Source organism: Haliscomenobacter sp., assembly GCF_040403615.1.
Lineage (GTDB): Bacteria > Bacteroidota > Bacteroidia > Chitinophagales > Saprospiraceae > Haliscomenobacter.
On the sequence record NZ_JBBAKG010000095.1, the window covers coordinates 1 to 22,880 of the forward strand.

A 22,880-nucleotide genomic window follows, 5' to 3' on the forward strand; every position below is an offset into this window, starting at 1 on the left:
ACCGCAGTGATGGCGTACCAATATTGATGGCCATCAATGATGCTGCGGTCTTGGTATTGGGTGTTTCCGGTGATGGCTAGCAGGTTCTTTCCATCCTGGATTGCATCCAGCCAAAAGGGCTCTTTGGCCGCTTGTACCCGGTAAATGGCATAAAAACGCACCTGGACTTGTCGTCCATTGGCTTGTGGTGCTGCCCAGTTTAGGTTATTGGCATTGTTGGCTGGCACGAGGTGCAAACTTTTTGCTACTCCTGGTGCCTCCAGCGATTTCCAGGTCATGGTTGGTGTCAGGGCGGGATTGCTGTAGATGCGGTTGCAAAGGGAATCGGCCAAACCTTGTGAGTTGAGGCGCGATAAGTTGGCGGCCCGAAACATGATTACACCTGGAATTTCCCGCTGGCGGGTAAAATAAATCTGATTGGGAATTTCGCCAGGGCTGTACAAAGCTGCGGAGCCTACCGTACTCGGATCTGCCCGATAGATCGCAATTCCGGGATACAAATGGCGGCCATTCATTTGGGTTTTCCACCAATTGGCCAGTTTTTCAAAGTCTTGATTGCCGCCAAAACGCCAATACAACTGTGGAGCAAGATAATCGACCCATTGTTTTTCCAACCAAACCACTGCATTGCCATACGTAACATCAGCACCGGACAGGCCACTGATTCCAGTTGGTACGCCATTGCGCCAAATGCCAAACGGGCTTACGCCGTATTTTACCAGGGGCTTGATGGCCCTGGTAGCGGCCCCCAGTTCTTGTACAAATCGGTTGATGTTGTCTTCGCGCCAGGCATTAAGGGTAAGCCCGTTGCTGTATTTTGCAAAGCTGGCGGTATCCTGGTTGGCAATGCCTTCATAAGGATAAAAATAATCGTCGTAATGCAAGCCGTCAATGTCGTAACGTTTCACAATATCGGTTGCCACTTCAATAATGTATTGCCGGGCAGCAGGAATCCCCGGGTCAAGCAAGAGAATGTTTTTGATCGGGATCATCCATTCCGGGTGGCGGATTGAGACGTGCAAAGAATCCTTCGGGTAGGTCGAATTGGTACTCCGAATCACCCGAAATGGGTTGAACCAAGCGTGCAATTCCATGCCCCGTTTGTGTGCTTCTTCGACGGCAAACGATAAGGGGTCCCAAAATGGACTGGGACTTTGGCCTTGCTTTCCGGTAAGGTAATACGACCAGGGTTCCAGCGAAGATTGGTAAAAAGCATCACTCTCGGAGCGGAGTTGAAACAGAATGGCATTGATGCCGGCCTTTTTCAGGTCGTCAAAAATGCGCAACATTTCAGCCTTTTGTTGGGTCGGAGAAGCGCCCCGGGTAGGCCAATCCAAATTGATTACGGTAGAGATCCAGGCGCCTCGAAATTCCTGCTTGGGCGCGGCCACCGGTTGGGCGAAACTCCAAATGGAGATCAAACACAAATAAAGTGGGAGGAAGTAGCAACGGGTCATCTGATGGATTTTCGGGGATTAAATTAAAACAAACCTTTGATTTGAAGGGAATATATTTTTTTTAGAAAAATGTGCATTGAATACTTGCACTAAAATGTGAATCAACCTATCTTTGTTGATAGTAATACTATTATTCAAAAAATAAAAAATATTCGCCATGTCAACCATCGAATTTTCAACCCAGTTTGACGGGCTACGCAGAACGCTCTATTCATTTGCCCTCAACCTGACCAAAGATGAAGAATCTGCCAGAGATTTAGTACAAGAAACTGCTTTTAAAGCGTTTAAGTACCGCGATCGCTATCAGCCACAAACCAACCTTAGGGCTTGGTTGATGACCATCATGCGCAATGCCTTCATCAACGACTACCGCAAGCGCAAGCGGCGTCAAACCCTCAATGACAATACTTCAAACGATTATCTGCTCGATTCAGGAAGGGAAACCGTCAGCAATCAAGGAGAATCCAAGGTAATGATGGAAGAAATGTTTGAAGTAATCAATACCTTGGAAGATTGGGCACGCATTCCCTTTTTGTTGCACTTTAGGGGGTTTAAATACGAAGAAATTGCAGAGCAGCTAAACGTTCCCCTTGGTACCATAAAAAGCCGGATTTTCTTTGCAAGACACAAATTGCAAGCCCAAATGCAATCACTTTATTCTGCTAAACAAATTGAAGATATTTTGAGTTAATTTTGCAAAAAAAGATTGAATGGCAAGTAATTCCAAAATTCATCCCCTTACCCGTTTTTTTTATTTACTCCGGCTGGATCGCAAAGACATATCCTACATATACCTGAATGCGATTTTTGCTGGGCTCATTGGTTTGGTTTTGCCCCTGGGTGTGCAGGCCATTATCGGCCTGATCAGTGGCGGCGATTTTTCTGCTTCACTCTGGATGCTGATTGCAGTGGTAACAATTGGTACAGCTCTCACGGGGATCATCAAAATCATGCAAATCACCATTACCGAAACCTTGCAGCGCCGGGTATTTGTACGCAGCTCTTTTGATTTTTCTTACCGTTTGCCTCGCTTAAAACTGGATTCATTGGCTCGGTTTTACCCTCCCGAATTGGTCAATCGTTTTTTTGATACCCTCAATTTGCAAAAGGGAATCCCCAAATTGTTGATCGACTTCTCAGAGGCCATTCTTAATATCGTTTTTGGCATCATTCTGATCTCGTTTTACCATTCGTTTTTTGCTTTTTTTGGGTTACTGTTGTGCATATTGCTGGTGCTGGTTTATTGGGTCACCGGACCAAGGGGCTTGGAAACCAGCCTCAAAGAATCAAAATACAAGTACGAAGTCGTGTACTGGCTAGAAGAAATGGCGCGTTCGATTAGAACCTTCAAAATGGCTGGGTACAGCCCTTATCCATTGCGGCGCACCGATGGTCTGGTATCCAAATACCTCGACAACCGCGCTGCCCACTTTCAAATTTTGAAATTCCAATATGGGGTGATTGTGGGCTTTAAAGTGCTCATTACCTTTGCCTTACTGGCGTTGGGGAGTTACCTGGTGATCAACAACCGCATGACCATTGGGCAGTTTGTGGCCGCCGAAATCGTGGTGATTTTGGTCATTGGCAACGTCGAAAAGCTGATTCTTACCATGGAAGTCATATACGATGTATTGACTGCGCTAGACAAGCTCGGATTTGTAACGGATCTTCCCATCGAAAAAGCCGATGGCTTACGTTTTGATAAAATTGACCAGGACAAAGGCATTCACTTACAAATTGAAAACCTGACTTTTCAATTTGAAGACGCTGATCGGCCAACCCTCAACGGCATTACGCTAGAAGCAAAGCCCGGAGAGCGGATTTGCATCGCTGGCGGCCAAAGTGCCGGAAAGAGTACTTTGTTGCAACTCGTTGCAGGGATTTACGCCGATTTTGGAGGGAGCATTGCCTACAATGGTTTTCCGATTAAAAGCTTGGATTTGTGCAGCTTGCGGGGCAATATTGGCGATTTTATCCACGATTCACACCTGTTCAAAGGCAGTATTCTCGAAAACATTACCCTGGGCAATCCAGATACTCCACTTGAAGACATCATCTCCTTGGCTGAAACCCTGGGCATTGCCAGTTACATTCGCAATTTGCCCGAAGGATACGATACGCAGCTTTTGCCCGAAGGGCGCAATATTCCACGGACTGTTCGTACCAAAATTGTGTTGCTGCGAGCGGTAGTAACCAAACCCAAATTGCTCCTGGCTGAAGACTTTTTCAAAAGCCTGGATTCCTCCGAACGCGATTTTATCTCTTCATTTTTAACCCAACGAAATGCGCCCTGGACGCTGATTGCGGTATCCAGTGATCCTTTTTTGGCGGTACAGTGCGACCGCATTGTATTGATGGAACATGGCCAAATCATTGCCAGTGGCAGCTGGGAATCCTTGCAAAATCATCCTGTTTTTGATTCCGTTTTTCGGAGCAAAGAATTTCAAATAACCCAATAATTGAATAGCTGATGCTCAACATATCTCCTGAATCCATTTATTCACAGGTTTCTCAGGAAAAATTCAAGTCATTTGAAAAAACTTCCCTTTCCAGCGCCAATGTGATGTTTGCCCGCTGGATGGGGGCGCTTTTTGTCATTGCCATTGTCTTTTTATTCCTACCCTGGACCCAAAACATCCAGTCCAAAGGCAAAGTAACTACGCTTCGCCCCGAGCAACGCCCCCAAACGGTGCAATCTACCATTGCTGGCCGCATTGAGCATTGGTATGTGCGCGAAGGGGATACCGTGCGCAAAGGGGATACCATTTTGCACCTCACGGAGATCAAAACGGATTACTTTGATCCAGAAATTGTAGGCCGTACCCAGCAGCAGGTCAACGCCAAAACGAGCTCTATCGGCGCGTATCAAAACAAAGCCACTGCCTTGCGAGACCAGATCAGCGCATACCGCGAAGAACTGGCTCAAAAGCGAAACCAGTTGCAAAACAAATTGCAACAAAACCGCCTCAAAATCATCACAGACAGCATTGCCTTTCGCCGTGCTATTCTCGACGACTCCATTGCCAGGGTACAATTGAAACGCACCGATGGCCTCTACAAGGACGGCATCAAGCCCCGTACCGATGTGGAAGACAAGCGCTTCAAAGTACAGGAAACCGAAGCCAAAGTGGTGGATGCCCGCAACAAGCTCAACATCAGTAGGCAAGATATGCTCATTTTGCGCACTGACATGAGTCAAGCTATGGCTGAAACGGCCCAGAAAATTGCCAAAGCTGAATCCGATATTGCCAGCGCCCGATCAGATCAATATTCGACCGAAGCAGACATCAGCAAACTGGAAATACAGGTAGAAAATTACCGCCAGCGCAATGCTTTTTACTTCGTACTCGCACCGCAGGATGGGGTTATAGCCAAGGCAATGCAAGCAGGCATCGGAGAAAACATCAAAGAAGGCGAATCCATTGTCAGTATCCTTCCGAGGGTATATACGCTTGCCGTTGAAATGTACATCAAGCCACTCGATTATCCGCTGATCAATTTGGGACAGGAGGTGCGCTTTCTTTTTGACGGCTGGCCCTCTATTGTATTTTCCGGTTGGCCGGGCTTTTCGTTTGGAACGTTCAAGGGTCGGGTTGTGGCCATTGACAACATCATCAGTGACAATGGCCAATACCGCATCCTCATTGCACCAGAAATAGAGGATGTCAAGACATGGCCTATAGCGCTCCGGCCAGGATCAGGGGCTCAGGGCATCGCCCTCTTGGGCAACGTGCCACTCTGGTTTGAGCTTTGGCGTCAGCTCAATGGCTTCCCCCCCAATTATTACCAAAAAGAAGGAAAATCGGAAGAGCCAAAACTAAAGGCGCCAGTGAAGAGGTTGAAGTAGGGGGCGGTCACTTAGGCGCTTCCGGCGCTTCGGCACTTTCGGTCACTGAGCGTAGCCGAAGTGTCGAAGCGCCGGAAGCGCCTAAGTGCCGAAGCGCCAAACTGAAAACCCAAAACTCAATAGTAATTCAAATGAAACCAACCATTATAGCTTTTTTTCTATTGTTTTTTGCGGAAAGCATGCTTGCGCAAACCCTCGACTCCGTTTTAACTTTGCAGCAATTTCTGAGCAATATAAAGCAAGAGCACCCGGTAGCTCGCAACGCTGAGCTGCTGTTGCGTCAGGCCGAAGCCCAGGTACGCCAGGCGCGTGGTGCTTTCGACCCTAAGCTCTTTTCGGATTGGCAACAAAAATCTTTTGACGGCAAACGCTATTACCGCACTGGGGAAATGGGCGCCAAAGTGACCACCCAATGGGGCATGGAATTCAAAGCCTCCTACACCAATGCCAGCGGAAGCTTTCTCAACCCCGAAGAACTGCTGCCCGACCCCGGTCAGGCCGTATTGGGTCTAAGTATTCCGCTGCTCAATGGCTTGTTTTTTGACGCCAATCGGGCGGGATTGAACAGCGCTACCCTCGACCGCGACGGACTGGATGCCGACCGCCGGGGCTTGCTCAATGACCTGCTGCTGCAAGCCGGGATCACTTACCTCAATTGGACAATCGCTTACAATCAACTACAAGTCACCGAGCAAGCGTACCAGTTGTCTTTGACCCGTTTTCGGGGCATTCGCGAAAGTTATTTCGTTGGGGACAAGCCTGCGGTAGATACCATCGAAACCTTCACCCAGGTTCAAAACTGGCAACTCGAACTCAATGATGCCCTCACGGTATACCGCAATGCCAGCTTAGGCATGCGGGCTTTGCGCTGGAACAATGGCCGCCCCACTCCCGCAGATAGCCCCTGGAATTGGCAACCGGAGCGCCTGAACCAGGCGGTACAACTGCCCGCTATGCCCATCGATTCTTTTACACAGGGGCTTGAATTGCAGCACCCCGATCTGCGTGCCCTGCGGGTCGACTTGCGACAATTGGACGTAGAGCGCAAATTGGCCGCCGAGCAATTCAAACCTCGACTCGACTTTAGCTACAATTTATTGGGTCGCGGTTTTGACTTTAGCCCTGCAACCAAAGAAAATCCTACCCTCACCCTCACCGAAGCCCTGGGTACCAATTTCAAGTTGGGGCTCAATTTTTCTTTTCCACTTTTGCTGCGCAAAGAGCGGGGTAAAATGGAGCTGATTCAGATCAAACAATTGCAAACGGGCAATAAATTTGACCAAAAACGTATCGAAATCGAAAACAAGTTGCGCAGCTATTTCAACGATTATGAGAATACCCGCCAACAAATTCAGCGCTACCAGGTACTCGTTCGCAACCTGCAAGCGCTGCTCCAGGCCGAGCAACGCAAGCTGGAAGCCGGGGAGAGTTCTATTTTTCTGATCAATAGTCGGGAGCAAAAACTGATTGAAACGCAATTGAAATTCAATAAGTTGCAAGGAGAATTTGCCAAAAACCTGCTGTCGGTGTATTGGGCTGCGGGGCGCTTGCCATTGCTTTTTTAATCTATAACTAAAAAATACGTCAAAAAAATCATTTCAATAGTTGTTTAACTAAAAAATACGTTATACCTTTGGTTCAACAAGTTGATCGATCGATATGAAACAGTTGACCAAAGCCGAAGAAGAATTGATGCAAATTATGTGGGATCTGGGGCCCAGCACCGTATCTGCCATGCGCGACTACATTGCAGCGCAACAGCAACAAGAAAAACCTCCCCACAGTACAGTATCTACGATTGTGCGCATTTTGGAAGAAAAAGGATTTGTAGGCCACAAAGCTTATGGTCGTACCTATGAGTATTTCCCCCTTGTTACCAAAGATCAATACGGCAAACAAAGTTTGAACAAATTGGTCAATGACTATTTTGCTGGTTCAACCCTAGATCTGGTTTCGTTTTTAGTCAAAGAAAAAAACCTGGGCATCAAAGATTTGTCCGACTTGATGGAAGTATTGGATACCGACGAATAATTGTACACCAAAACATACGCATTGTGCATCTATTGATTTGGCTGCGATTGCAAGCCCTGGATAACTATGCCCTTGAGGGATTGAACCGGGAAACTTTTTGTTCATCTTTTATTAATCATCGCGATGAACTACCTACTCAAAGTCGCCATTTGCTGGCTGGTATTTTATGTGCTGTACCGTTTGATTTTGGAAAAAACGACCTTTTTCAAACTCAATCGAGCCTATTTATTGATCACCCTACTGTTGGGGCTGGTGGTGCCCATGGTGCGTATTTCCCTGGGCGCTCCAGCTGATCCTACCGAGGGCAGCAATTGGCTACCGGAAGTGGTAGTCCGGGCCAATAACCTGGTTAATCAACCCTATACCCTGCCCGAAATCACCATTCAGGTGCCGAGCAGCGCGGCCTGGGACATCTGGCCCTGGTTGTATTGGGGAGGTGTAGCTTACTGTTTGTTGCGCTTTTTGGTGGGGCTTTTTCAGCTGTACAACATTTACCGTCGGGGCAACAAACAAGCGATGGGCAAGTATACTCTGGTGTACAGTGAGGAGGTAAAAGCGCCTTTTTCCTTCATGCGTTGCCTGTTTTGGCCAGCTGAACTCGAAGATGAAAACCTCGAACGTGCGTACATGTTGCGCCACGAGGAAACCCATATCCTGCAATACCATACGCTAGACGTCTTGTTCAGCGAAATCATCAAAGCCGTATGTTGGTTCAACCCACTGGCTTACCGCTATTCCCAGGCATTAAGAGACGTGCACGAATATTTGGCCGACGCGGCAGTGCTTCAAAACGCCAACCGCAAACAATACGGCCACCTTTTGATTAGGCAATCCTTGTCCGGACCTTCGATTGCCCTCGTAAACCATTTTTCTACATCTCAACTCAAAAAACGTATTCACATGATGATGCGCAAAAAAACACAGGGCCGGGCACAATTGCGCTATGCGCTAAGCTTGCCACTGCTGGTTGGACTGGGCTTTTTGTTTGCCCAAATCAACATCGAGGCACAAGTGCCGACCACTTCACAAAATTCAACCCTGCCACCGCCACCGCCTATGATGGCACCCGGTGCAGTGGAAAAAGGAAAAGCAGAAGCTCCTTACAGTAGCATGTCGAAAGAGGTGATTATTCGTAGAGACACCACCCCAAAAGTGGTAGAAGAAAGGGTTGTTCAAGGTTTTCCATTGAACTCCACCCAGGAACGAGAAGTGCCGGTAATTGGTTATTCCTCTAAACCAAATTCGCTCAATGAAATAGTTGTCGTAAGTTATGCCAATAAACGAGATTCCATTCCTGGCGAAGTGTTCAAAGTGGTTGAAAAAATGCCAGAATACCCCGGAGGAATGAATGAATTGCTCAAGTTTTTGGCTCAAAACATAAAGTACCCCGACATTGCTAAAAAAGAAAACATTCAGGGTATGGTGGTGGTACAATTCATCATTGGCAAAGATGGCACAATCATTGACCCCCACGTGGTACAAGGCATCGGTGGTGGAGCCAATGAAGAAGCTCTGCGAGTGGTGAAAATAATGTCCAAATGGAAGCCCGGCTTGCAGAAAGGACAGGCCGTAAATGTACAGTTCAACCTGCCGATTCGGTTTTTGTTGGAAGGAAAGGTAGAGGAAAAAAAAGTGGATGCCCCAAGAGAAATTTTCAGGGTAGTAGAACGGATGCCTGGATATGAGGATGGCCAAGAGGGCTTACTTCAATTTTTGGCAAAAAACATCAACTACCCCAAAGTAGCAAAAGACAACGGGGTTGAAGGGATGGTTGTGGTACAATACATCATTGAAACGGATGGTCGAGTAAGTGGAGCAAAGGTGGTAAAGGGTATTGGTGCTGGTTGTGATGAGGAAGCCCTGCGCGTCGTCAACCTCACCCGTTGGACACCTGGTATGCAAAACAACAAAGTAGTACCTGTCCAATTCAACCTCCCTATACGCTTTAAACTTGACGATAAGAAGTCAAACGCTTTATCTAACAATGCGATTCTCCTCAAAGTTCAGGACTTTAATGCTTCTCCCAATCCCAGCAAAGGGGTGTTCAATTTGAGCTTCCGCGCGGATGGAAAGGCCACTAGTATTGAAGTATACAACCTGGCTGGACAACGGGTTTACCAACAGTCAATTGGCAATTTTGATGGCAGCTACAACGGCCAGATCGACCTGAGCAAGCAGCCCGCTGGCGAGTACCTGATTCGCATCACCCAGGATGGAGCGCAATACAGCCAAAAGGTGATTAAGCAGTGATTTTTGCAAATTGATTCCATTGACTGCTAATGACATTCCTCTTGTGCGCTTGAGCCCGTCATTAGCAGTCAATAAACTAAGTTATTTGGTCGATTTTTTCGATGCCAAAAAACAGGAGACTTGCAAATTGTATTACTTTTAGGGAATTCTAAATTGATTCCCTGATTTATGAAACACAATGTACAATACACCAAAACAAGCTCTAATGGCTTATTCCATTCAAAGTCCATTATATTCCTGTTCTTTTTTGCATTCTTCCACATTGCTCATCTGGTCGCAGCCAATCCTTGTTCGATCGACTCCTTGCCGGAGAAAATTTACCGTACGGTAGATCAACTTCCTACCTTCCCTGGGGGAAAAGCAGCGCTTTTTTCCTACATCACTGAAAATCTAAAATCACCTGCCGAAACTACCCCTGAAAAGGTACACGGCCAGGTTTTAGTACAGTTTGTCGTATTCAAAGATGGAACAATTGGGAAGGCCAGCGTGCTGAAAGGAATCGGTAAAGCTGCCGATGAAGCAGCCTTGACCCTGGTACAAACCATGCCCAAGTGGAATCCCGGAATTTTGAAAGGCCAAAACGTAAGCGTTGAGATGGGTCTGCCCATTCGCTTTGAGTTTATCGCAAAAGGATATTTTACCCAAGACAGTTTAATCGTTGCCGAAGTGGATACTCCGGCCAAGTTTTCAGGTGGGCTTTCAAAATGGGCAAAATACATCGGTGAAAACCTCGAATATCCGGAATCTGCAAAAAGGAATTCCATTCAAGGAGATGTTTTTGCACAATTTATCATTGAAAAAGATGGCACCATTTCCAATCCTACTATTTCCAAAGGACTCGGTTATAGTATGGATGAAGAAGTAATCAAACTCCTAAAATCGGCGCCCAAATGGAAGCCTTCCTACTTAAAGGGAGAACCCGTTCGAACAATAGTTTCAGATTGTAAATTTGTCTTCAGAATATACTGACCTTCACTTCCCCAGAACCTAAAATAATGCCATTAAGAAAATCAGTCTTGCAATTGCCCTTGTTGACGTCGGTATTTTTTTCAATGATTGGTGGTTTGTTGTTCGCGCAAAACCCCACACCAAAGGATTCTACGGTTGGTCCTGTTTACACCAAGGTCGAATTCATGCCCACGTTTCCGGGTGGTTCTGAGGCATTGAAAGCATTCCTTGCTGAAAACGTTGGCTATCCAAAGCCTGCTTTAGCCAGTGGGGTAGAGGAAAAAATCGAAATCCAGTTTGTTGTAGACCGTGAAGGATTTGTAAAAAATCCAAGAATAATTCGGGGCTTAAATGATACTGCCAATCAGGATGCGTTGCGGGTAATGCGCCAGATGCCCCAATGGAATCCAGGTTTAAATGAGGACTTGCCTGTAGCGGTGGAAATGTCCCTGAATATTCCTTACCGCATGTCTCCGATTTTTAAAGTTGTACAAAATATGCCCGCTTTTGCCGAAGGCCAGGCTGCCATGCTGCGATTTTTAGATGAGCATTTAAAATACCCCGAATTGGCCAGACAAAACAGAACGGAAGGAGTGGTAGTGGTTCAGTTTGTTGTCGAAACAGATGGGTTACTCTCCAATCTTTACATTGTTAAAGAACTTGGGTCGGGTTGCGATGAGGAAGCACTGCGTTTGGTCAAATCAATGCCCCCCTGGCAACCTGGTGTATCATTCGGGAATTTGGTACGGGTTCAATTCAATCTGCCCATCCGTTTCAAGATCAAAGAATAATCCCTACCTTCGGGCAAACTCCCGTACCAAGTGAATCGCGTTCAACATCTGCAAAAACTACAATCGGAAACTTTCGACATCTGCATCATTGGCGGCGGCGCTTCAGGCGCTGGTTGTGCCCTCGATGCTACCCTGCGTGGCTTCAAAGTAGCCCTGATCGAAAAAGATGATTTTGCGGCAGCAACTTCCTCCAAGTCTACCAAACTCATCCATGGCGGAGTGCGCTACCTCGAACAAGCCGTGAATAATTTTGACCTGGCGCAACTCAAGCAAGTGCGCCACGGCCTGGAAGAACGGCATATTGTCATCCAGAATGCTCCATTTCTGGCACATCCACTTCCGCTGCTTACCCCTTGTTATTCCTGGGTAGAAGGCTGCTATTACGCCATCGGTTTGCGCATTTATGATGCTTTTGCCAAAGGCGATTCCTTGCCCAAAAGTCGCTGGATCAGCAAAAAAGAGGTAATGGAGCGCACCAAAGGTTTGAATCCGGCCTTGCACAGTGCGGTGCTTTACTACGATGGCCAATTGGACGATGCGCGTTACTGCCTTCTATTGGCCAAAACCGCCGCTGAAAACGGCGCTGCTGTGGCCAACCACTTGCCTTTGTTGGGTTTTGAAAAAGACGAGCAAGGCAAACTCAGCGCTGCCTTGGTAGAAGACGAGTTGAATGGCGAAAAATTTGCCATCAAAGCCCGCTTGTTCATCAATTGCACGGGAGCACATGCCGATTTTGTGCGCCAACAAGCCAATCCCAATCTGGATGCCCGCATCATTCGGAGCAAAGGAGTACACGCCGTGTTGCCTTTGGACGTGCTGGGTAGCAGCGAAACGGCACTTTTGATCCCCAAAACCACCGATGGTCGGGTCATTTTTGCCATTCCCTGGGAAGACAAACTGTTGTTGGGTACCACCGATAGCCCTTATACTGCTGAAGAAGAGCCCGGCTTGGATAAAGCAGAAAGCGAGTTTTTAATCGAAAACCTCAACATGTATTTGGCCAAACCAGTCGGGTTGGATCAAGTGAAAGCCGGGTTTGGTGGTCTGCGCCCCCTGATCGCTTCCGATCCGAATCGCTCTACCAAGGCCCTGGTGCGCGACCATGAGGTAGAATGGGATGAACAATCAGGACTACTCAGTTTGTTGGGCGGAAAATGGACGACATACCGCCTAATGGCCGCCGATGCCATCGATGAAGCTTGCAAACTTTTGGATACCGAACGCCCTTGCCTCACCGCCAACCAACTACTCTCTGGCGCAGAAGGATACGACGCTCAAGCCTGGCAAAACTGGGCTGCTCAAACTGGCTTGAGTCCTGCTTCTTGCGAACATTTGTCTTTGAAATACGGCAGTCGAGCCACCACAGTGTTGGAGTTATTGAAAGAAAATCCCAGCTGGACTGCGCTTTTGCATCCCGATTATCCCTACATACAGGCGGAGGTCATCTACCAAATTCGGGAGGAAATGGCCGCCAATCCCCGCGATGTGTTGGCCCGCCGCTTGCGACTCGAAATGCTGGATTGGAAGGCTACCCTGGAGGCCATTCCAACGGTATGTCAGCTTCTGGCTCAGGAATACAACTGGGCTGAAATACAAACAGAACAAGCTGCAAGCACCTATCAAGCCTTGATTTCAGCCTTTCAGGCAAAAATTGAAACAGCTTGATTGCATTCCAGATTTTTACCTTAATTTCGCCGCTTTAGACAAGCTCTTAGGTCCGCTGTATCGTAACGAATTCTATGGAAAAAAACGCATTTGGAAAGGCTTGGGTGATGGTGGTTTTGGCGGCAGTTTTGTTGCTGGCTTACCCTTTTTTGCACGATCGTGTTCCTTTTTTTAAAGCCAACTTGCGCGACTATAATTTTTACGAATCCTTGCGCAGCACCCAGCCCAAAACCCAAAAAGACAAGAAGAACAAGGATAAAGCCAAAACTCCTCCTCCGGTTGTGGTCAACCCCGAGTCCACGGTGCAGATCAGTGCATACGATGCTGAAAATTTGTACCATGGCTTGACTTTTCTGGTTCCTTTCTTTGAAAAACTGCACCAGCGAAAAAACCAGATTCGAATTGCTTACTATGGCGATTCATCTATTGAGGGCGACCTAATCTGCCAAACCTTTCGCGACAGTTTGCAAAAACGTTTTGGCGGAAAAGGAGTTGGTTTTGTGGGTATCGATAATCCCATTCCGGGTTTTCGCCAGTCGGTACGCCTGAGTTTTTCCAACAACTGGCAACGCAAAACGGTCATCGATAAAGAGCTCGGTCGCTTTCCTTTTGGTATTTCAGGCGAAAACTTTCGGGCGCTGTTTCCTCGGCCTGCGCCTCCCCGCATAGACAGTACCCAACTTACCGTCATCGATACTGCTCCGGCTCCCAAGCCCATTCCTGTACACCATTGGTCAGAATGGGGAGGCAGCAAAAGCTTTTATGGTACCGCCAGTTTTTCCCTGGCCCGCTTGTTTTATGGCCAAACCCAGGGCGACAGTACTGCTCACGCAGCAGGTAAAATCACCACAAGTTTCAATGGCCGTAGCCGGGAAATGACCTTAACCGGACTGGAAAAAGTCAACTCGGTTACCTTGGCCGATTCGATGACCTCCAGGGTACGAGTAGATTTTAAAGTGCCAGGAACATTGCCATTGTATGGCGTGAGTTTGGAAACACCCAATGGCGTGATTGTCGACAATTTTTCCCTGCGTGGCAACTCCGGTGGTCGCCTCACCCTCATCAACGCAGACAACCTGGCCGCTTTTCAGCAAAACCTCGATTACGACCTCATCATTTTTCAATACGGACTGAATGTACTCAATGCCAGGTTGCAGGATTACAGTTGGTACACCAAAGAGATAAACATCCTGATTGCCCACTTTCAAAAAGCCATGCCCGGGGTACCGATCCTGCTGGTTGGGCCTTCTGATAAATCGATCAAAATAAGTGGTGGCATGCACAGCGATCCGAGCGTTGAACGCATTACGGGTGCGCTCCGACAGTCAGCAACGGATAAGCAATGCGGTTTTTTTAGTTTTTATGAACACATGGGGGGCGAAGATTCCATGGTGGAATGGGTGGAACAGCGGCGCCCCAAACTGGCCAACCTCGATTACACCCACTTCAACAGCAATGGCGCCAAAATAGCCGGAAATTACCTCTTGACCTTTTTATTAGGTGGATATACAGATTTTGAGCTTGCATCCAAAAAAGAAGCACAGTAACACCAAAACCAATGCCTATGCCTACCGACGATATTTTGGATCACTTTGAATGGGAAGAAAATCAGCCCATCCAGGAAGACACCGAGTGGGGCGAAGAATTTGATTATTCTCTTGACCCTGATGCAGAAATTGTACGCATCAAAAGGTATCCTTTCAACTGGCAAGCCGAGTTGGCCGTAATTGTGCTGCGCAAATACCGCATTCCCTATTACCTGGCCAATTCGTTGACGAGCAATATGTTTCAGTTTGAATGGGCACAGGTAGATCTGTACGTACACCAAGAAAACGCAGAAGAAGCACTGGCTTTACTGCGTGGCGAAGAAACGGAAGCAGAAGAGGAATAATTCAACAAGTCTAATCAAGAATTATGTCATTGATCAAACCTGTTAAGGGCATTGAGCCCCAATTTGGCGACAACTGCTTCCTGGCCGACTATTCGGTTGTAGTAGGTGACGTAGTGATGGGCAACGATTGTAGCGTGTGGTTTCACGCCGTAATCCGGGGCGACGTAAACGCCATTCGCATGGGCAACAAGGTCAATGTGCAGGATGGGGCCATCATTCATTGTACCTACCTTAAGGCGGCTACCACCATCGGCAACAATGTATCGATTGGCCACCGTGCCCTCGTACACGGCTGCACCATCCACGACAACGTTTTGGTTGGGATGGGCGCCATTGTAATGGATCATGCCATCGTGGAAGAAAATGTGCTGATCGCAGCTGGTGCAGTAGTACTGGAAAACAGTGTGCTGGAGGCCGGCCACATTTATGCAGGCGTTCCCGCAAAAAAGGTCAAAGCCATCAGTGCCGAAACCTTCAAGGATACCATTGAGCGAATTGCCAACAATTATGTGATGTATTCGAGTTGGTTTAAGTGATATAAAAGGGCTAATCACACCCATCCACATCACAAGCCTCTCCATTGGCGGTGACTTCTGCCTGTTTTTTTTCCCAAACCGCTTCCAGGGTTTGTACAAAAGCATCGACGGGTTGAGCACCGCGCAAGGCGTATTTTTGGTCAAATACAAAGAAAGGTACTCCTTGTACACCCAGTTGGTGTGCCATCTCTTCGTCGGCACGTACGGATTCTACAAATGCTTCTGATTGCAACGTTGACTCAACCAACGCTGCCTCCAAACCAATCGCCACGCCAATCGAAACCAGGGTATCCAGATCAGACAAGTCTTTACCTTCCGTAAAATAAGCCTTCAACAAGTGTTCTTTGGCCACATCTTGCAGGTTCTGCTCAGCAGCCAGGTGGATTAAGCGGTGCGCTGCCAGGGTATTGACTGGAACGGCCTGTTCAAAAGCAAAATTAATTCCTGCGGCACGGCCCATATTTTCCACCGATTGGGTCATTTCCTGTGCCTGGGCTCGCGACATCCGGTACTTGCGCGACAGTACATCGTACAAGTCGCCCGGAGATTTGGCCGGAGCCTGTGGATCCAATTCAAAGCTGCGCCAGTTGATCTGCACGATTTCGGTCTGTGGAAAACGGGCAAGGGCAGCTTCCAGGTGGCGTTTGCCGATGTAACAATACGGACAAGCTACGTCCGACCAGATGTCGATGGTCATAGTGGTGGTTGTTTTTCTTAATACAGCGAAACCCTAAATTTGGTTTAGCCAAAATGGGTTTTAAAAATTTCACTCACTTCTGCGATAACCTGAGGGGAACCCGCCAACATCTCTTCTCCCGACCAGCATTTGTCTTGTGTCCCCTGAAAATCGCCCACAATGCCGCCAGCTTCCTGGATCAACAATCCCCCTGCGGCAACATCCCAGGGTTGCAAATGGTATTCAAAGAAAAAATCGTAACGCCCGCAAGCTACATAAGCCAAATCTACCGCAGCTGCGCCCCAACGGCGGATGCCCCTGGTATGGCGCATCAGGTATTCAGATACTTTCTGATAGGCTTCGATCCGACTGAAATCGTGGTACGGAAAACCCGTTGCCACCAGTGCTTCCCGCAAGCCATCGCGATGGCTCACCTGAATGCGCTTGCCATTGAGGTAGGCTCCTCCACCTTTCCAGGCATAAAACGACTCGTTGCGGCTGACTTCATGTACCACGCCCAGCACCATCACCCCCTGATGCTCCAGCCCTACGCTGATGGCAAAACAAGGCAACTGGTGCAAAAAATTGGTGGTGCCGTCCAGCGGGTCGATGATCCAGCGCCATTCGCCGGTTTCTTGAGCAGAGGTGCCTTCTTCGGCCAGAAAAACCGATCCAGGCAAGAGCGCTCCCAAGCCAGCAATCAGTTTTTGCTCCGAAGTTTTGTCTACGTAGCTCACCAGGTTGTTGAACTGTTCGGCCTTAACTTCGATGGACTCCACTTGACCTAGCTCTTTGGCAATGAATTGCGCTACTTCCTGCACGAGTGCCAGAGCCTGGGTACAAAGGGTTGATAATTCCATATGATTGTTGGGGCGACCCTTTGTGGTCGCCCTCTTTGATCAACGTGGTCGCCCTCTTTGATCAACGTGGTCGCCCACGTCGATTAGGGGTCGTCCACGTAGGGGCGACCCTACGCCAATTGATAAATTGCAGACAATTCTCTTCCAGCCTGGTTGTAATCCAGTCCATACCCGATCACAAATTTGGATGGGATGGAAAACCCCACAAAATCCGCCACTAAGGGAAATTGTAGTGCATCGGGTTTGAACAAAAAAGTAGCGATGGCCACTGATGCGGGCCCTTGCTCGCGCATGCTGTTGCTCAACTCGTAAAGCGTTCGGCCCGAATCGATGATGTCTTCGACCAGTATGACGTGGCGGTCTTTGATGTCGATGTCCAGTCCCATGTTGGTGGTCACTTGCCCTGTGGATTGCAAACCCACATACGAGGACAGGCGCATAAAGGTAATCTCGCATTCGAGCCCGGCTGCGCGTACCAAATCGGCGGTGAAAATAAAAGCTCCATTCAATATGCCAATGAACAACGGGTGTTTTCCTGCGTAGCGTTCGCGCAGTTCAGCCCCAAGTTCCATTACCCTTTCCTTTATTTGGTCTTCGGCAATAAATGGTTTAAATTGGAGGTTATTTACAGTAATCATTGTTGCTAATTTGAACGGTTGTTGAAGCAATGAATTAGCCGCAATGATACCAACAAAATCAGGCTAAGACTAGCAATAAGTCGATGTTTTTTTAAGCGAAACCAATGAAAGCAATGTTTGTAACCATCTCGATGATCATCCTGAGTTGGGCTTGTCGGCTGACTCCAGGCACAAATGATACCCTGAGTACCACCGAATCCTTTCCCAAGACTGCGTTTCCCTACCGGCTGAACGAACCCAATCGCAGCATAGTCTTGCCCGAATTGCTCCAGGAAATTTCTGGGTTAAGTATGGGCTACAGCGACAAATTCTTGTTGGCCGTACAAGATGAGTCGGGCATTTTGTTTGTCATCGATCAGGAAACCGGCAGCATCAAACGGAAAATTCCTTTTGGAAAATTGGGGGATTACGAAGGGGTTGAAATTGTAGGGAAAGACGTGTATGTACTCAAGAACTCAGGCACTTTGGTCTGCATCAGAAATGTAGATGCAAAGGAGCAAACCCTCGAAACTTTCAATACGCCACTCAAAAAAGAAAATGACGTAGAAGGACTGGGTTACGATGCTGCCCACAAGCGCCTGTTGTTGGCCTGCAAAGGCAATGGTGGATTGACTAAACCCCTACCCAACCGCAAGGCCATTTACGGATTTGACCTTGTCAAAAAAACGCTGGATACCATCCCGCTTATCACCATCGGACAGCTTGAAGTGCAAAAATACCTCGCCTTGCATGCCAAAGAAAGCCGCGTAGAAAAATTGGTGGAGTTTTTTGCCGATCGCAGCAAATTTGAATTCAGCCCTTCTTCCATCGCGCTTCACCCGCTCGATGGCAATTTGTACCTGCTTTCAGCAGTCGGAAACATCTTTATGGTGATCAATTTCAAAGGTGAAGTTGTTTATATGGAGCATTTGAAAGGCAAATTGCACAAACAACCCGAAGGACTGTGTTTTGATTCCAAAGGAGGCCTTTTCCTCTCCAACGAAGCTGGAGACGATTTGCCGGGAATGATTTATTATTACAAGCCTTTGGCCAATTAATAAACCGGGTCTTTTGTTTGTTTCTTTAGCACAATTGCCTGAACTTCGCAGCGCCATAAAGTTAGATTTATGGCTAACTCCACAATTATGACAACCATTGACCTCAATACCCTATGAGTGTAGTAGAATTGCGGGTTCCCTCGGTAGGTGAATCCATCAACGAAGTAACCTTGTCTCGTTGGTTAAAAGCAGATGGTGCTTTTGTCAACCTCGACGAATCGCTCTGCGAATTTGAATCGGATAAAGCAACGCTGGAATTCCCTTCGGAAGCCACGGGCAAACTGATCCACGTAGCCAAAGAAGGCGACGATTTGGCCATCGGTGCCCTGGTCGCCAAAATCGATACCAGTGTCAGCGCCGGAGAAAGTGTACCCAACACGCCACCTGCGGTAGCACCTGCTGCCAGTACCCCCAAGCCAACCAAAGCTGCTGAACCAGCCGGAACCGCCAACTACGCTACGGGTACCCCATCTCCTGCTGCGGGCAAGATTTTAAAGGAAAACGACATCCCAGCTACTGCGGTAGCCGGTACAGGTCGCGATGGCCGCATCACTAAAGAAGATGCTACAAAAGCAGTGGATGCAAAACCTGTTGCACCTGCTCCCAAAGCAGAACCCGCTTCAACCCCCGCTCCTGCCCCCAAAGCCAGTCCAGTCGCTTCATTCTCTAGGGATACCGAGCGCAAGAAGATGACCCGCATGCGCCGCACCATCGCCAAGCGCCTGGTGAGTGCCAAGAACGAAACCGCCATGCTGACCACCTTCAATGAGGTAGACCTGACCGAATTGATGGCGCTGCGCGAAAAATACCAGGAAAAATTTGTGGCCAAATACGGCATCAAATTGGGCTTCATGTCCCTCTTTGCCAAAGCCTGCGCCAAAGTCCTGCTGCAAATGCCCGAAGTCAATGCCATGATTGATGGCGAAGACTTTGTGTACCACCATTTCGCAGACATCTCCTTTGCGATATCTACCCCCAACGGTTTGGTGGTGCCTCCTATCCGCAATGTGGAATCCTTGAGTTTTGCGGAAATTGAAACCGAGCTCAAAAACCTTGCTGGCAAAGCCCGCAATGGCTCACTGACTCTCGAAGAAATGAGCGGTGGTACCTTCACCATCACCAATGGTGGCGTGTTTGGTTCCTTGCTCAGCACCCCGATCATCAATGAGCCCCAGTCGGCGATTTTGGGGATGCACGGCATCAAAAACCGACCAGTGGCAGTAGGAGATAAAATCGAAATTCGCCCGATGATGTACCTGGCCTTGTCTTACGACCACCGGGTGATCGACGGCAGTTCTTCGGTGACGTTCCTGGTTAAAGTGAAAGAATTGATCGAAGATCCGATTGCGATGCTGTTGGATATTTAATCCTTGTCTATGTTGTTGATCCTGCATTTTTTTTTCTGCTTTTTGGGTAGGCAAAGTGCTACAGAACTCCCTCCAGGCCTGCTGCGCTTGCAAAAAGCCTATCCCGAATTTGTAGACAAGGTAAATGCCAACAGGGTCATCTTCAAAGACGGGACGACGTTTGCATTCGATGATGGCAAAAAGGACAAAAGCTTTCAAGAATTGCTGGATCAACCCGATCTGGAAGACCAGTTTCGCTTTGTGTATCCCCAAAAATTTCCTGGAAAGGAAGGTTTAGGTGCCAACCAGGATCCTGGACGCATTCGTTTCATGCCTTTTTACATGAAAATGTACGGCAATACCCAGGAAGAAGTACGGGCCAACCTGCGCGAAATCGTGTGGTTGCCCAAGACCATTGGTGCCAAAATTATGGTCACCAAGGTAAATGGGGTAGACAAAAAACTTGAAGCGATTTCACAAGAGTTGGACAAACTGCCTGCCCTGAAGCAATACCTCGAAGATCCCGGTGGCACTTTCCTCTGGCGGGTGATCAAGGGTACCAATCGCTTGAGCATGCACAGTTTTGGCATGACCATCGACATCAACGTGAAATACTCTCACTACTGGCAATGGGATTGCAAATGCACCAATGAGGACGCCAAATTAGGCTACAAAAACAGCATTCCTAAGCAAATTGTCGATATCTTTGAGAAACATGGATTCATTTGGGGCGGAAAATGGTACCATTACGATTCCATGCATTTTGAGTACCGCCCAGAGTTTTTGCCCTAGAAAATGGTTGAACCTTATTAATCCTCATTTTCAAAAAAACAACTTGCCATGAAAGCACTTCTTTCCCTCTTCTTGCTGATCGGATGCTTGTCTTGCTCCCAGGCTCAGGCTCAAACGGGCATCATCACCCAAGACGTTGCTGCCTTCAAAAAGTCCATCGCATCCAAAAAAGTACAACTCCTGGATGTGCGCACTCCTGCTGAATTCAGCGCCGGAAACATCACTGGAGCCACCAACCTGGACGTAAAAAGCGAGCAATTCAAGGATATGGCAGGCAAATTAGACAAAAAACGCCCGGTAGCGGTGTATTGCCGTTCGGGTATGCGCAGTGCAAATGCTGCCAATATCCTCAAAGAGATGGGTTTTAAAAAGATCTACAATTTGGATGGTGGGTATTTGGCTTGGACGAAGTAAATGCTCACCTCATTTGGAACGATTCTGAAAAACAAAAGAACACAAAGCGCAACAAGATCAATGGTACTTGTTGCGCTTTGTGTTTTTATACTACGGCCTGCTCACCACCTTATCCTTCGGATACTTCAGCCAATATTTAAACCTCAGCGTCTTACTGCTAAAGGCTGGAATATCAAGTCTCCAGAGCAATTTCCCGAAGTCTGCGCTGTACTGCGCGCCACTTTTTTCTTCCAGTTCCACGGTGATTTCTGCTTGTTTGGATACCGGGATTTGATCCAGTATTTCGATATTGATGGGGACTTTCTTGTTGTTTTTTACCACGATGTCGTATGCCACGAGTTCCCGTTTGTAGTTGTTCAAAAACTTGGGGGTGTAGGCCAGATCGGTTGGTTTTACCCGCTTGATGCTGATGTCTTCATCGCGGCCAAGCGAAAGGAGCAAGGTATCCGAAACCGTTTTGGTGTCGATCTCTGATTGCCCCACGTAAGTATCTTTGAAGAAAATCTGCGCTGTACCCGATAGCAATCCATACCGCCCGTAATTGGGGATTTTGGCCAGCAGAAATACGCCGGGATCCAGCTTGGGTACGGCGTGGTATTGGAAGATGGCCTCCATTTGTTCTTCTTTGTAGCGCAGCGTTTGGGGTTCGGCTCCAGATACGATGCTTTGCGGTGCAGTGATTTCAAACTCTTCTCCGCTGGTGCTTTCCTCGGGTTGTGCCGGAGTTTCTTCATCCGTTAATCCGTCCGCATCTACAGGGGCATCAGAAGGTTTAGCCATATCTCGACGATTGTCAGAACTCCGTTGTGAGAGGTTGTATGCATTTGATTGATACCCCGAAACCACGACTTCATTCAAAACCTGTGGGTAACGCGCTACATAATAATCAATGGTTTGTGGAGTCAAAATGGGGCGATTGTTGTCACTTAGGGGCCGGGCAGAAGACAATTTGAGTTTGACCCCTTGCCAGTCAAAACCGGATTGCTGGCTCACTACGGCTTTGTACACCATGCGCAGGGGCTTGTCGACGGCCTCAGCACGGAGGTCGTAGGCAGGCGTCCAACTGGCACGGGTGATGAAATAAATGCAGCTGATGTTGAGGGTTTGAGCGGTAGCGGATTCGATTTGGAGCACGATTTCGCCAGAGGTTTGGGTTTCGCGGCGACTTAGTTTGCCGAGTCTTTCGCTCATGGTGGCAATGCTCAGGCTTTCCTTGCGGCGTTGAAAAGTGATTTCCAATTGACGGTTTTTGATTTCGGTAAGGCGGGAGCGGTAGTACTGCGACATTTCTTTCCAGTCATTGACGCTGAGGTTGTTGTGCTCGCCGGTTCCCACGCGTTTTTGGTTTTCTTGCAGGTTGCTTTCTTCTTTGGCGAGAATTTCGGTTTCTGACACGAGGCGCAGGATGCGGTCGTTGACCATTTCAATGGAGTCTTGTAGCACTTTAATGGCCGATCCATTGGGCTGATTCAGTTCGATGGTGGCCTGACGAAAAAACGCCGAAAGCAAATCCGCTTTGCCTTCAATGCGTACTTGCAGGCTGTTGGGATTCATGTCGAAGGGCAGTTTTTCAAACACAATCTGGTTGTTGCCGGCGGCCAAGCGCACGGAAGCGACATTGCTGAGTTTGGCCCCGCTGCGGTAAACCGTTACCTCCGCAATGCGGGAAGGGAGGCGGGTTTCGGAAAAGGCGGTTATGCC

At 48.0% G+C, this 22,880-nt stretch carries 21 protein-coding genes; 16 read left to right on the plus strand and 5 right to left on the minus strand.

Translation table 11 applies throughout. The features are described from left to right. Positions 1-1,457: glycoside hydrolase family 10-like protein (locus ABW391_RS22885; protein ID WP_353484219.1), on the minus strand; the 1,457-nt coding region annotated here is incomplete at its 3' end. A gap of 157 nt (positions 1,458-1,614) precedes the next feature. On the opposite strand from ABW391_RS22885, the gene ABW391_RS22890 reads away from it, so the two are divergent. From ABW391_RS22890 to ABW391_RS22945, 12 genes are all read left to right on the plus strand, one after another. Then, positions 1,615-2,148: an RNA polymerase sigma factor gene (locus ABW391_RS22890; protein ID WP_353484220.1), complete on the plus strand. Its 534-nt coding sequence runs from the start codon at positions 1,615-1,617 to the stop codon at positions 2,146-2,148. 19 nt (positions 2,149-2,167) lie between these two features. Further along, entirely contained in the window at positions 2,168-3,916 is a 1,749-nt protein-coding gene (locus tag ABW391_RS22895; protein WP_353484221.1) for a peptidase domain-containing ABC transporter, read from the plus strand. Between the two features lie 11 nt (positions 3,917-3,927). Further along, positions 3,928-5,304 carry an HlyD family secretion protein gene (locus ABW391_RS22900; RefSeq protein WP_353484222.1) on the plus strand — a complete coding sequence of 459 codons (1,377 nt, stop codon included), beginning with the start codon at positions 3,928-3,930 and terminating at the stop codon, positions 5,302-5,304. Between the two features lie 131 nt (positions 5,305-5,435). Further along, complete coding sequence (locus ABW391_RS22905) at positions 5,436-6,869, plus strand: TolC family protein (protein ID WP_353484223.1); 1,434 nt, start codon at positions 5,436-5,438, stop codon at positions 6,867-6,869. 94 nt (positions 6,870-6,963) lie between these two features. After that, entirely contained in the window at positions 6,964-7,335 is a 372-nt protein-coding gene (locus tag ABW391_RS22910; protein ID WP_353484224.1) for a BlaI/MecI/CopY family transcriptional regulator, read from the plus strand. A gap of 123 nt (positions 7,336-7,458) precedes the next feature. Next, the gene (locus tag ABW391_RS22915; protein WP_353484225.1) at positions 7,459-9,585 is read left to right on the plus strand and encodes a TonB family protein; all 2,127 of its coding nucleotides are present in this window, start codon (positions 7,459-7,461) and stop codon (positions 9,583-9,585) included. A gap of 168 nt (positions 9,586-9,753) precedes the next feature. After that, positions 9,754-10,554: a TonB family protein gene (locus tag ABW391_RS22920; RefSeq protein WP_353484226.1), complete on the plus strand. Its 801-nt coding sequence runs from the start codon at positions 9,754-9,756 to the stop codon at positions 10,552-10,554. 26 nt (positions 10,555-10,580) lie between these two features. Further along, on the plus strand, positions 10,581-11,324 hold the full coding sequence (locus ABW391_RS22925) for an energy transducer TonB (protein ID WP_353484227.1): 744 nt from the start codon (positions 10,581-10,583) through the stop codon (positions 11,322-11,324). A 30-nt stretch (positions 11,325-11,354) separates the two neighbouring features. Further along, positions 11,355-12,989, plus strand: a complete 1,635-nt coding sequence (locus ABW391_RS22930) for a glycerol-3-phosphate dehydrogenase/oxidase (protein ID WP_353484228.1) — start codon at positions 11,355-11,357, stop codon at positions 12,987-12,989. Between the two features lie 74 nt (positions 12,990-13,063). After that, a complete protein-coding gene (locus ABW391_RS22935; RefSeq protein WP_353484229.1) occupies positions 13,064-14,536 on the plus strand; it encodes an SGNH/GDSL hydrolase family protein in 1,473 nt (490 codons plus the stop codon). Positions 14,537-14,553: 17 nt separating this feature from the next. Further along, entirely contained in the window at positions 14,554-14,880 is a 327-nt protein-coding gene (locus tag ABW391_RS22940) for a hypothetical protein (RefSeq protein WP_353484230.1), read from the plus strand. A 23-nt stretch (positions 14,881-14,903) separates the two neighbouring features. Then, positions 14,904-15,416, plus strand: coding sequence for a gamma carbonic anhydrase family protein (locus tag ABW391_RS22945; RefSeq protein WP_353484231.1), 513 nt, complete (start codon positions 14,904-14,906; stop codon positions 15,414-15,416). Between the two features lie 10 nt (positions 15,417-15,426). Here the strand turns inward: ABW391_RS22945 and ABW391_RS22950 are convergent, their stop codons facing one another. The 3 genes from ABW391_RS22950 to hpt all read right to left on the minus strand — a co-directional run bounded on the left by ABW391_RS22950 (position 15,427) and on the right by hpt (position 17,590). After that, positions 15,427-16,113 carry a DsbA family oxidoreductase gene (locus ABW391_RS22950; protein ID WP_353484232.1) on the minus strand — a complete coding sequence of 229 codons (687 nt, stop codon included), beginning with the start codon at positions 16,111-16,113 and terminating at the stop codon, positions 15,427-15,429. Positions 16,114-16,157: 44 nt separating this feature from the next. After that, positions 16,158-16,952, minus strand: a complete 795-nt coding sequence (locus ABW391_RS22955) for an inositol monophosphatase family protein (RefSeq protein ID WP_353484233.1) — start codon at positions 16,950-16,952, stop codon at positions 16,158-16,160. 110 nt (positions 16,953-17,062) lie between these two features. Next, positions 17,063-17,590 (minus strand): hypoxanthine phosphoribosyltransferase, encoded by a 528-nt coding sequence (gene hpt, locus ABW391_RS22960; RefSeq protein WP_353484234.1) that lies wholly within the window; start codon positions 17,588-17,590, stop codon positions 17,063-17,065. 104 nt (positions 17,591-17,694) lie between these two features. Here hpt and ABW391_RS22965 point away from each other — a divergent pair, with 104 nt between their 5' ends. From ABW391_RS22965 to ABW391_RS22980, 4 genes are all read left to right on the plus strand, one after another. Next, positions 17,695-18,627, plus strand: a complete 933-nt coding sequence (locus tag ABW391_RS22965; protein WP_353484235.1) for an SdiA-regulated domain-containing protein — start codon at positions 17,695-17,697, stop codon at positions 18,625-18,627. A gap of 113 nt (positions 18,628-18,740) precedes the next feature. Beyond that, the gene (odhB, locus tag ABW391_RS22970; protein ID WP_353484236.1) at positions 18,741-19,994 is read left to right on the plus strand and encodes a 2-oxoglutarate dehydrogenase complex dihydrolipoyllysine-residue succinyltransferase; all 1,254 of its coding nucleotides are present in this window, start codon (positions 18,741-18,743) and stop codon (positions 19,992-19,994) included. 9 nt (positions 19,995-20,003) lie between these two features. After that, the gene (locus ABW391_RS22975) at positions 20,004-20,765 is read left to right on the plus strand and encodes a M15 family metallopeptidase (protein WP_353484237.1); all 762 of its coding nucleotides are present in this window, start codon (positions 20,004-20,006) and stop codon (positions 20,763-20,765) included. A 48-nt stretch (positions 20,766-20,813) separates the two neighbouring features. After that, positions 20,814-21,179 (plus strand): rhodanese-like domain-containing protein, encoded by a 366-nt coding sequence (locus tag ABW391_RS22980; protein WP_353484238.1) that lies wholly within the window; start codon positions 20,814-20,816, stop codon positions 21,177-21,179. 90 nt (positions 21,180-21,269) lie between these two features. Here the strand turns inward: ABW391_RS22980 and ABW391_RS22985 are convergent. Beyond that, a partial coding sequence (locus ABW391_RS22985; protein WP_353484239.1) for a DUF4139 domain-containing protein occupies positions 21,270-22,880 on the minus strand: 1,611 nt, incomplete at its 5' end.

Coding starts and splice junctions, on each gene's coding strand:
- ABW391_RS22925 (WP_353484227.1), top strand. CDS start 10,581: ATGCCATTAAGAAAATCAGTCTTGCAATTGCCCTTGTTGACGTCGGTA.
- ABW391_RS22890 (WP_353484220.1), top strand. CDS start 1,615: ATGTCAACCATCGAATTTTCAACCCAGTTTGACGGGCTACGCAGAACG.
- ABW391_RS22975 (WP_353484237.1), top strand. CDS start 20,004: ATGTTGTTGATCCTGCATTTTTTTTTCTGCTTTTTGGGTAGGCAAAGT.
- ABW391_RS22905 (WP_353484223.1), top strand. CDS start 5,436: ATGAAACCAACCATTATAGCTTTTTTTCTATTGTTTTTTGCGGAAAGC.
- odhB (WP_353484236.1), top strand. CDS start 18,741: ATGAGTGTAGTAGAATTGCGGGTTCCCTCGGTAGGTGAATCCATCAAC.
- ABW391_RS22965 (WP_353484235.1), top strand. CDS start 17,695: ATGAAAGCAATGTTTGTAACCATCTCGATGATCATCCTGAGTTGGGCT.
- ABW391_RS22920 (WP_353484226.1), top strand. CDS start 9,754: ATGAAACACAATGTACAATACACCAAAACAAGCTCTAATGGCTTATTC.
- ABW391_RS22900 (WP_353484222.1), top strand. CDS start 3,928: ATGCTCAACATATCTCCTGAATCCATTTATTCACAGGTTTCTCAGGAA.
- ABW391_RS22910 (WP_353484224.1), top strand. CDS start 6,964: ATGAAACAGTTGACCAAAGCCGAAGAAGAATTGATGCAAATTATGTGG.
- ABW391_RS22940 (WP_353484230.1), top strand. CDS start 14,554: ATGCCTACCGACGATATTTTGGATCACTTTGAATGGGAAGAAAATCAG.
- ABW391_RS22895 (WP_353484221.1), top strand. CDS start 2,168: ATGGCAAGTAATTCCAAAATTCATCCCCTTACCCGTTTTTTTTATTTA.
- ABW391_RS22915 (WP_353484225.1), top strand. CDS start 7,459: ATGAACTACCTACTCAAAGTCGCCATTTGCTGGCTGGTATTTTATGTG.
- ABW391_RS22935 (WP_353484229.1), top strand. CDS start 13,064: ATGGAAAAAAACGCATTTGGAAAGGCTTGGGTGATGGTGGTTTTGGCG.
- ABW391_RS22955 (WP_353484233.1), bottom strand. CDS start 16,952: ATGGAATTATCAACCCTTTGTACCCAGGCTCTGGCACTCGTGCAGGAA.
- ABW391_RS22980 (WP_353484238.1), top strand. CDS start 20,814: ATGAAAGCACTTCTTTCCCTCTTCTTGCTGATCGGATGCTTGTCTTGC.
- hpt (WP_353484234.1), bottom strand. CDS start 17,590: ATGATTACTGTAAATAACCTCCAATTTAAACCATTTATTGCCGAAGAC.
- ABW391_RS22950 (WP_353484232.1), bottom strand. CDS start 16,113: ATGACCATCGACATCTGGTCGGACGTAGCTTGTCCGTATTGTTACATC.
- ABW391_RS22945 (WP_353484231.1), top strand. CDS start 14,904: ATGTCATTGATCAAACCTGTTAAGGGCATTGAGCCCCAATTTGGCGAC.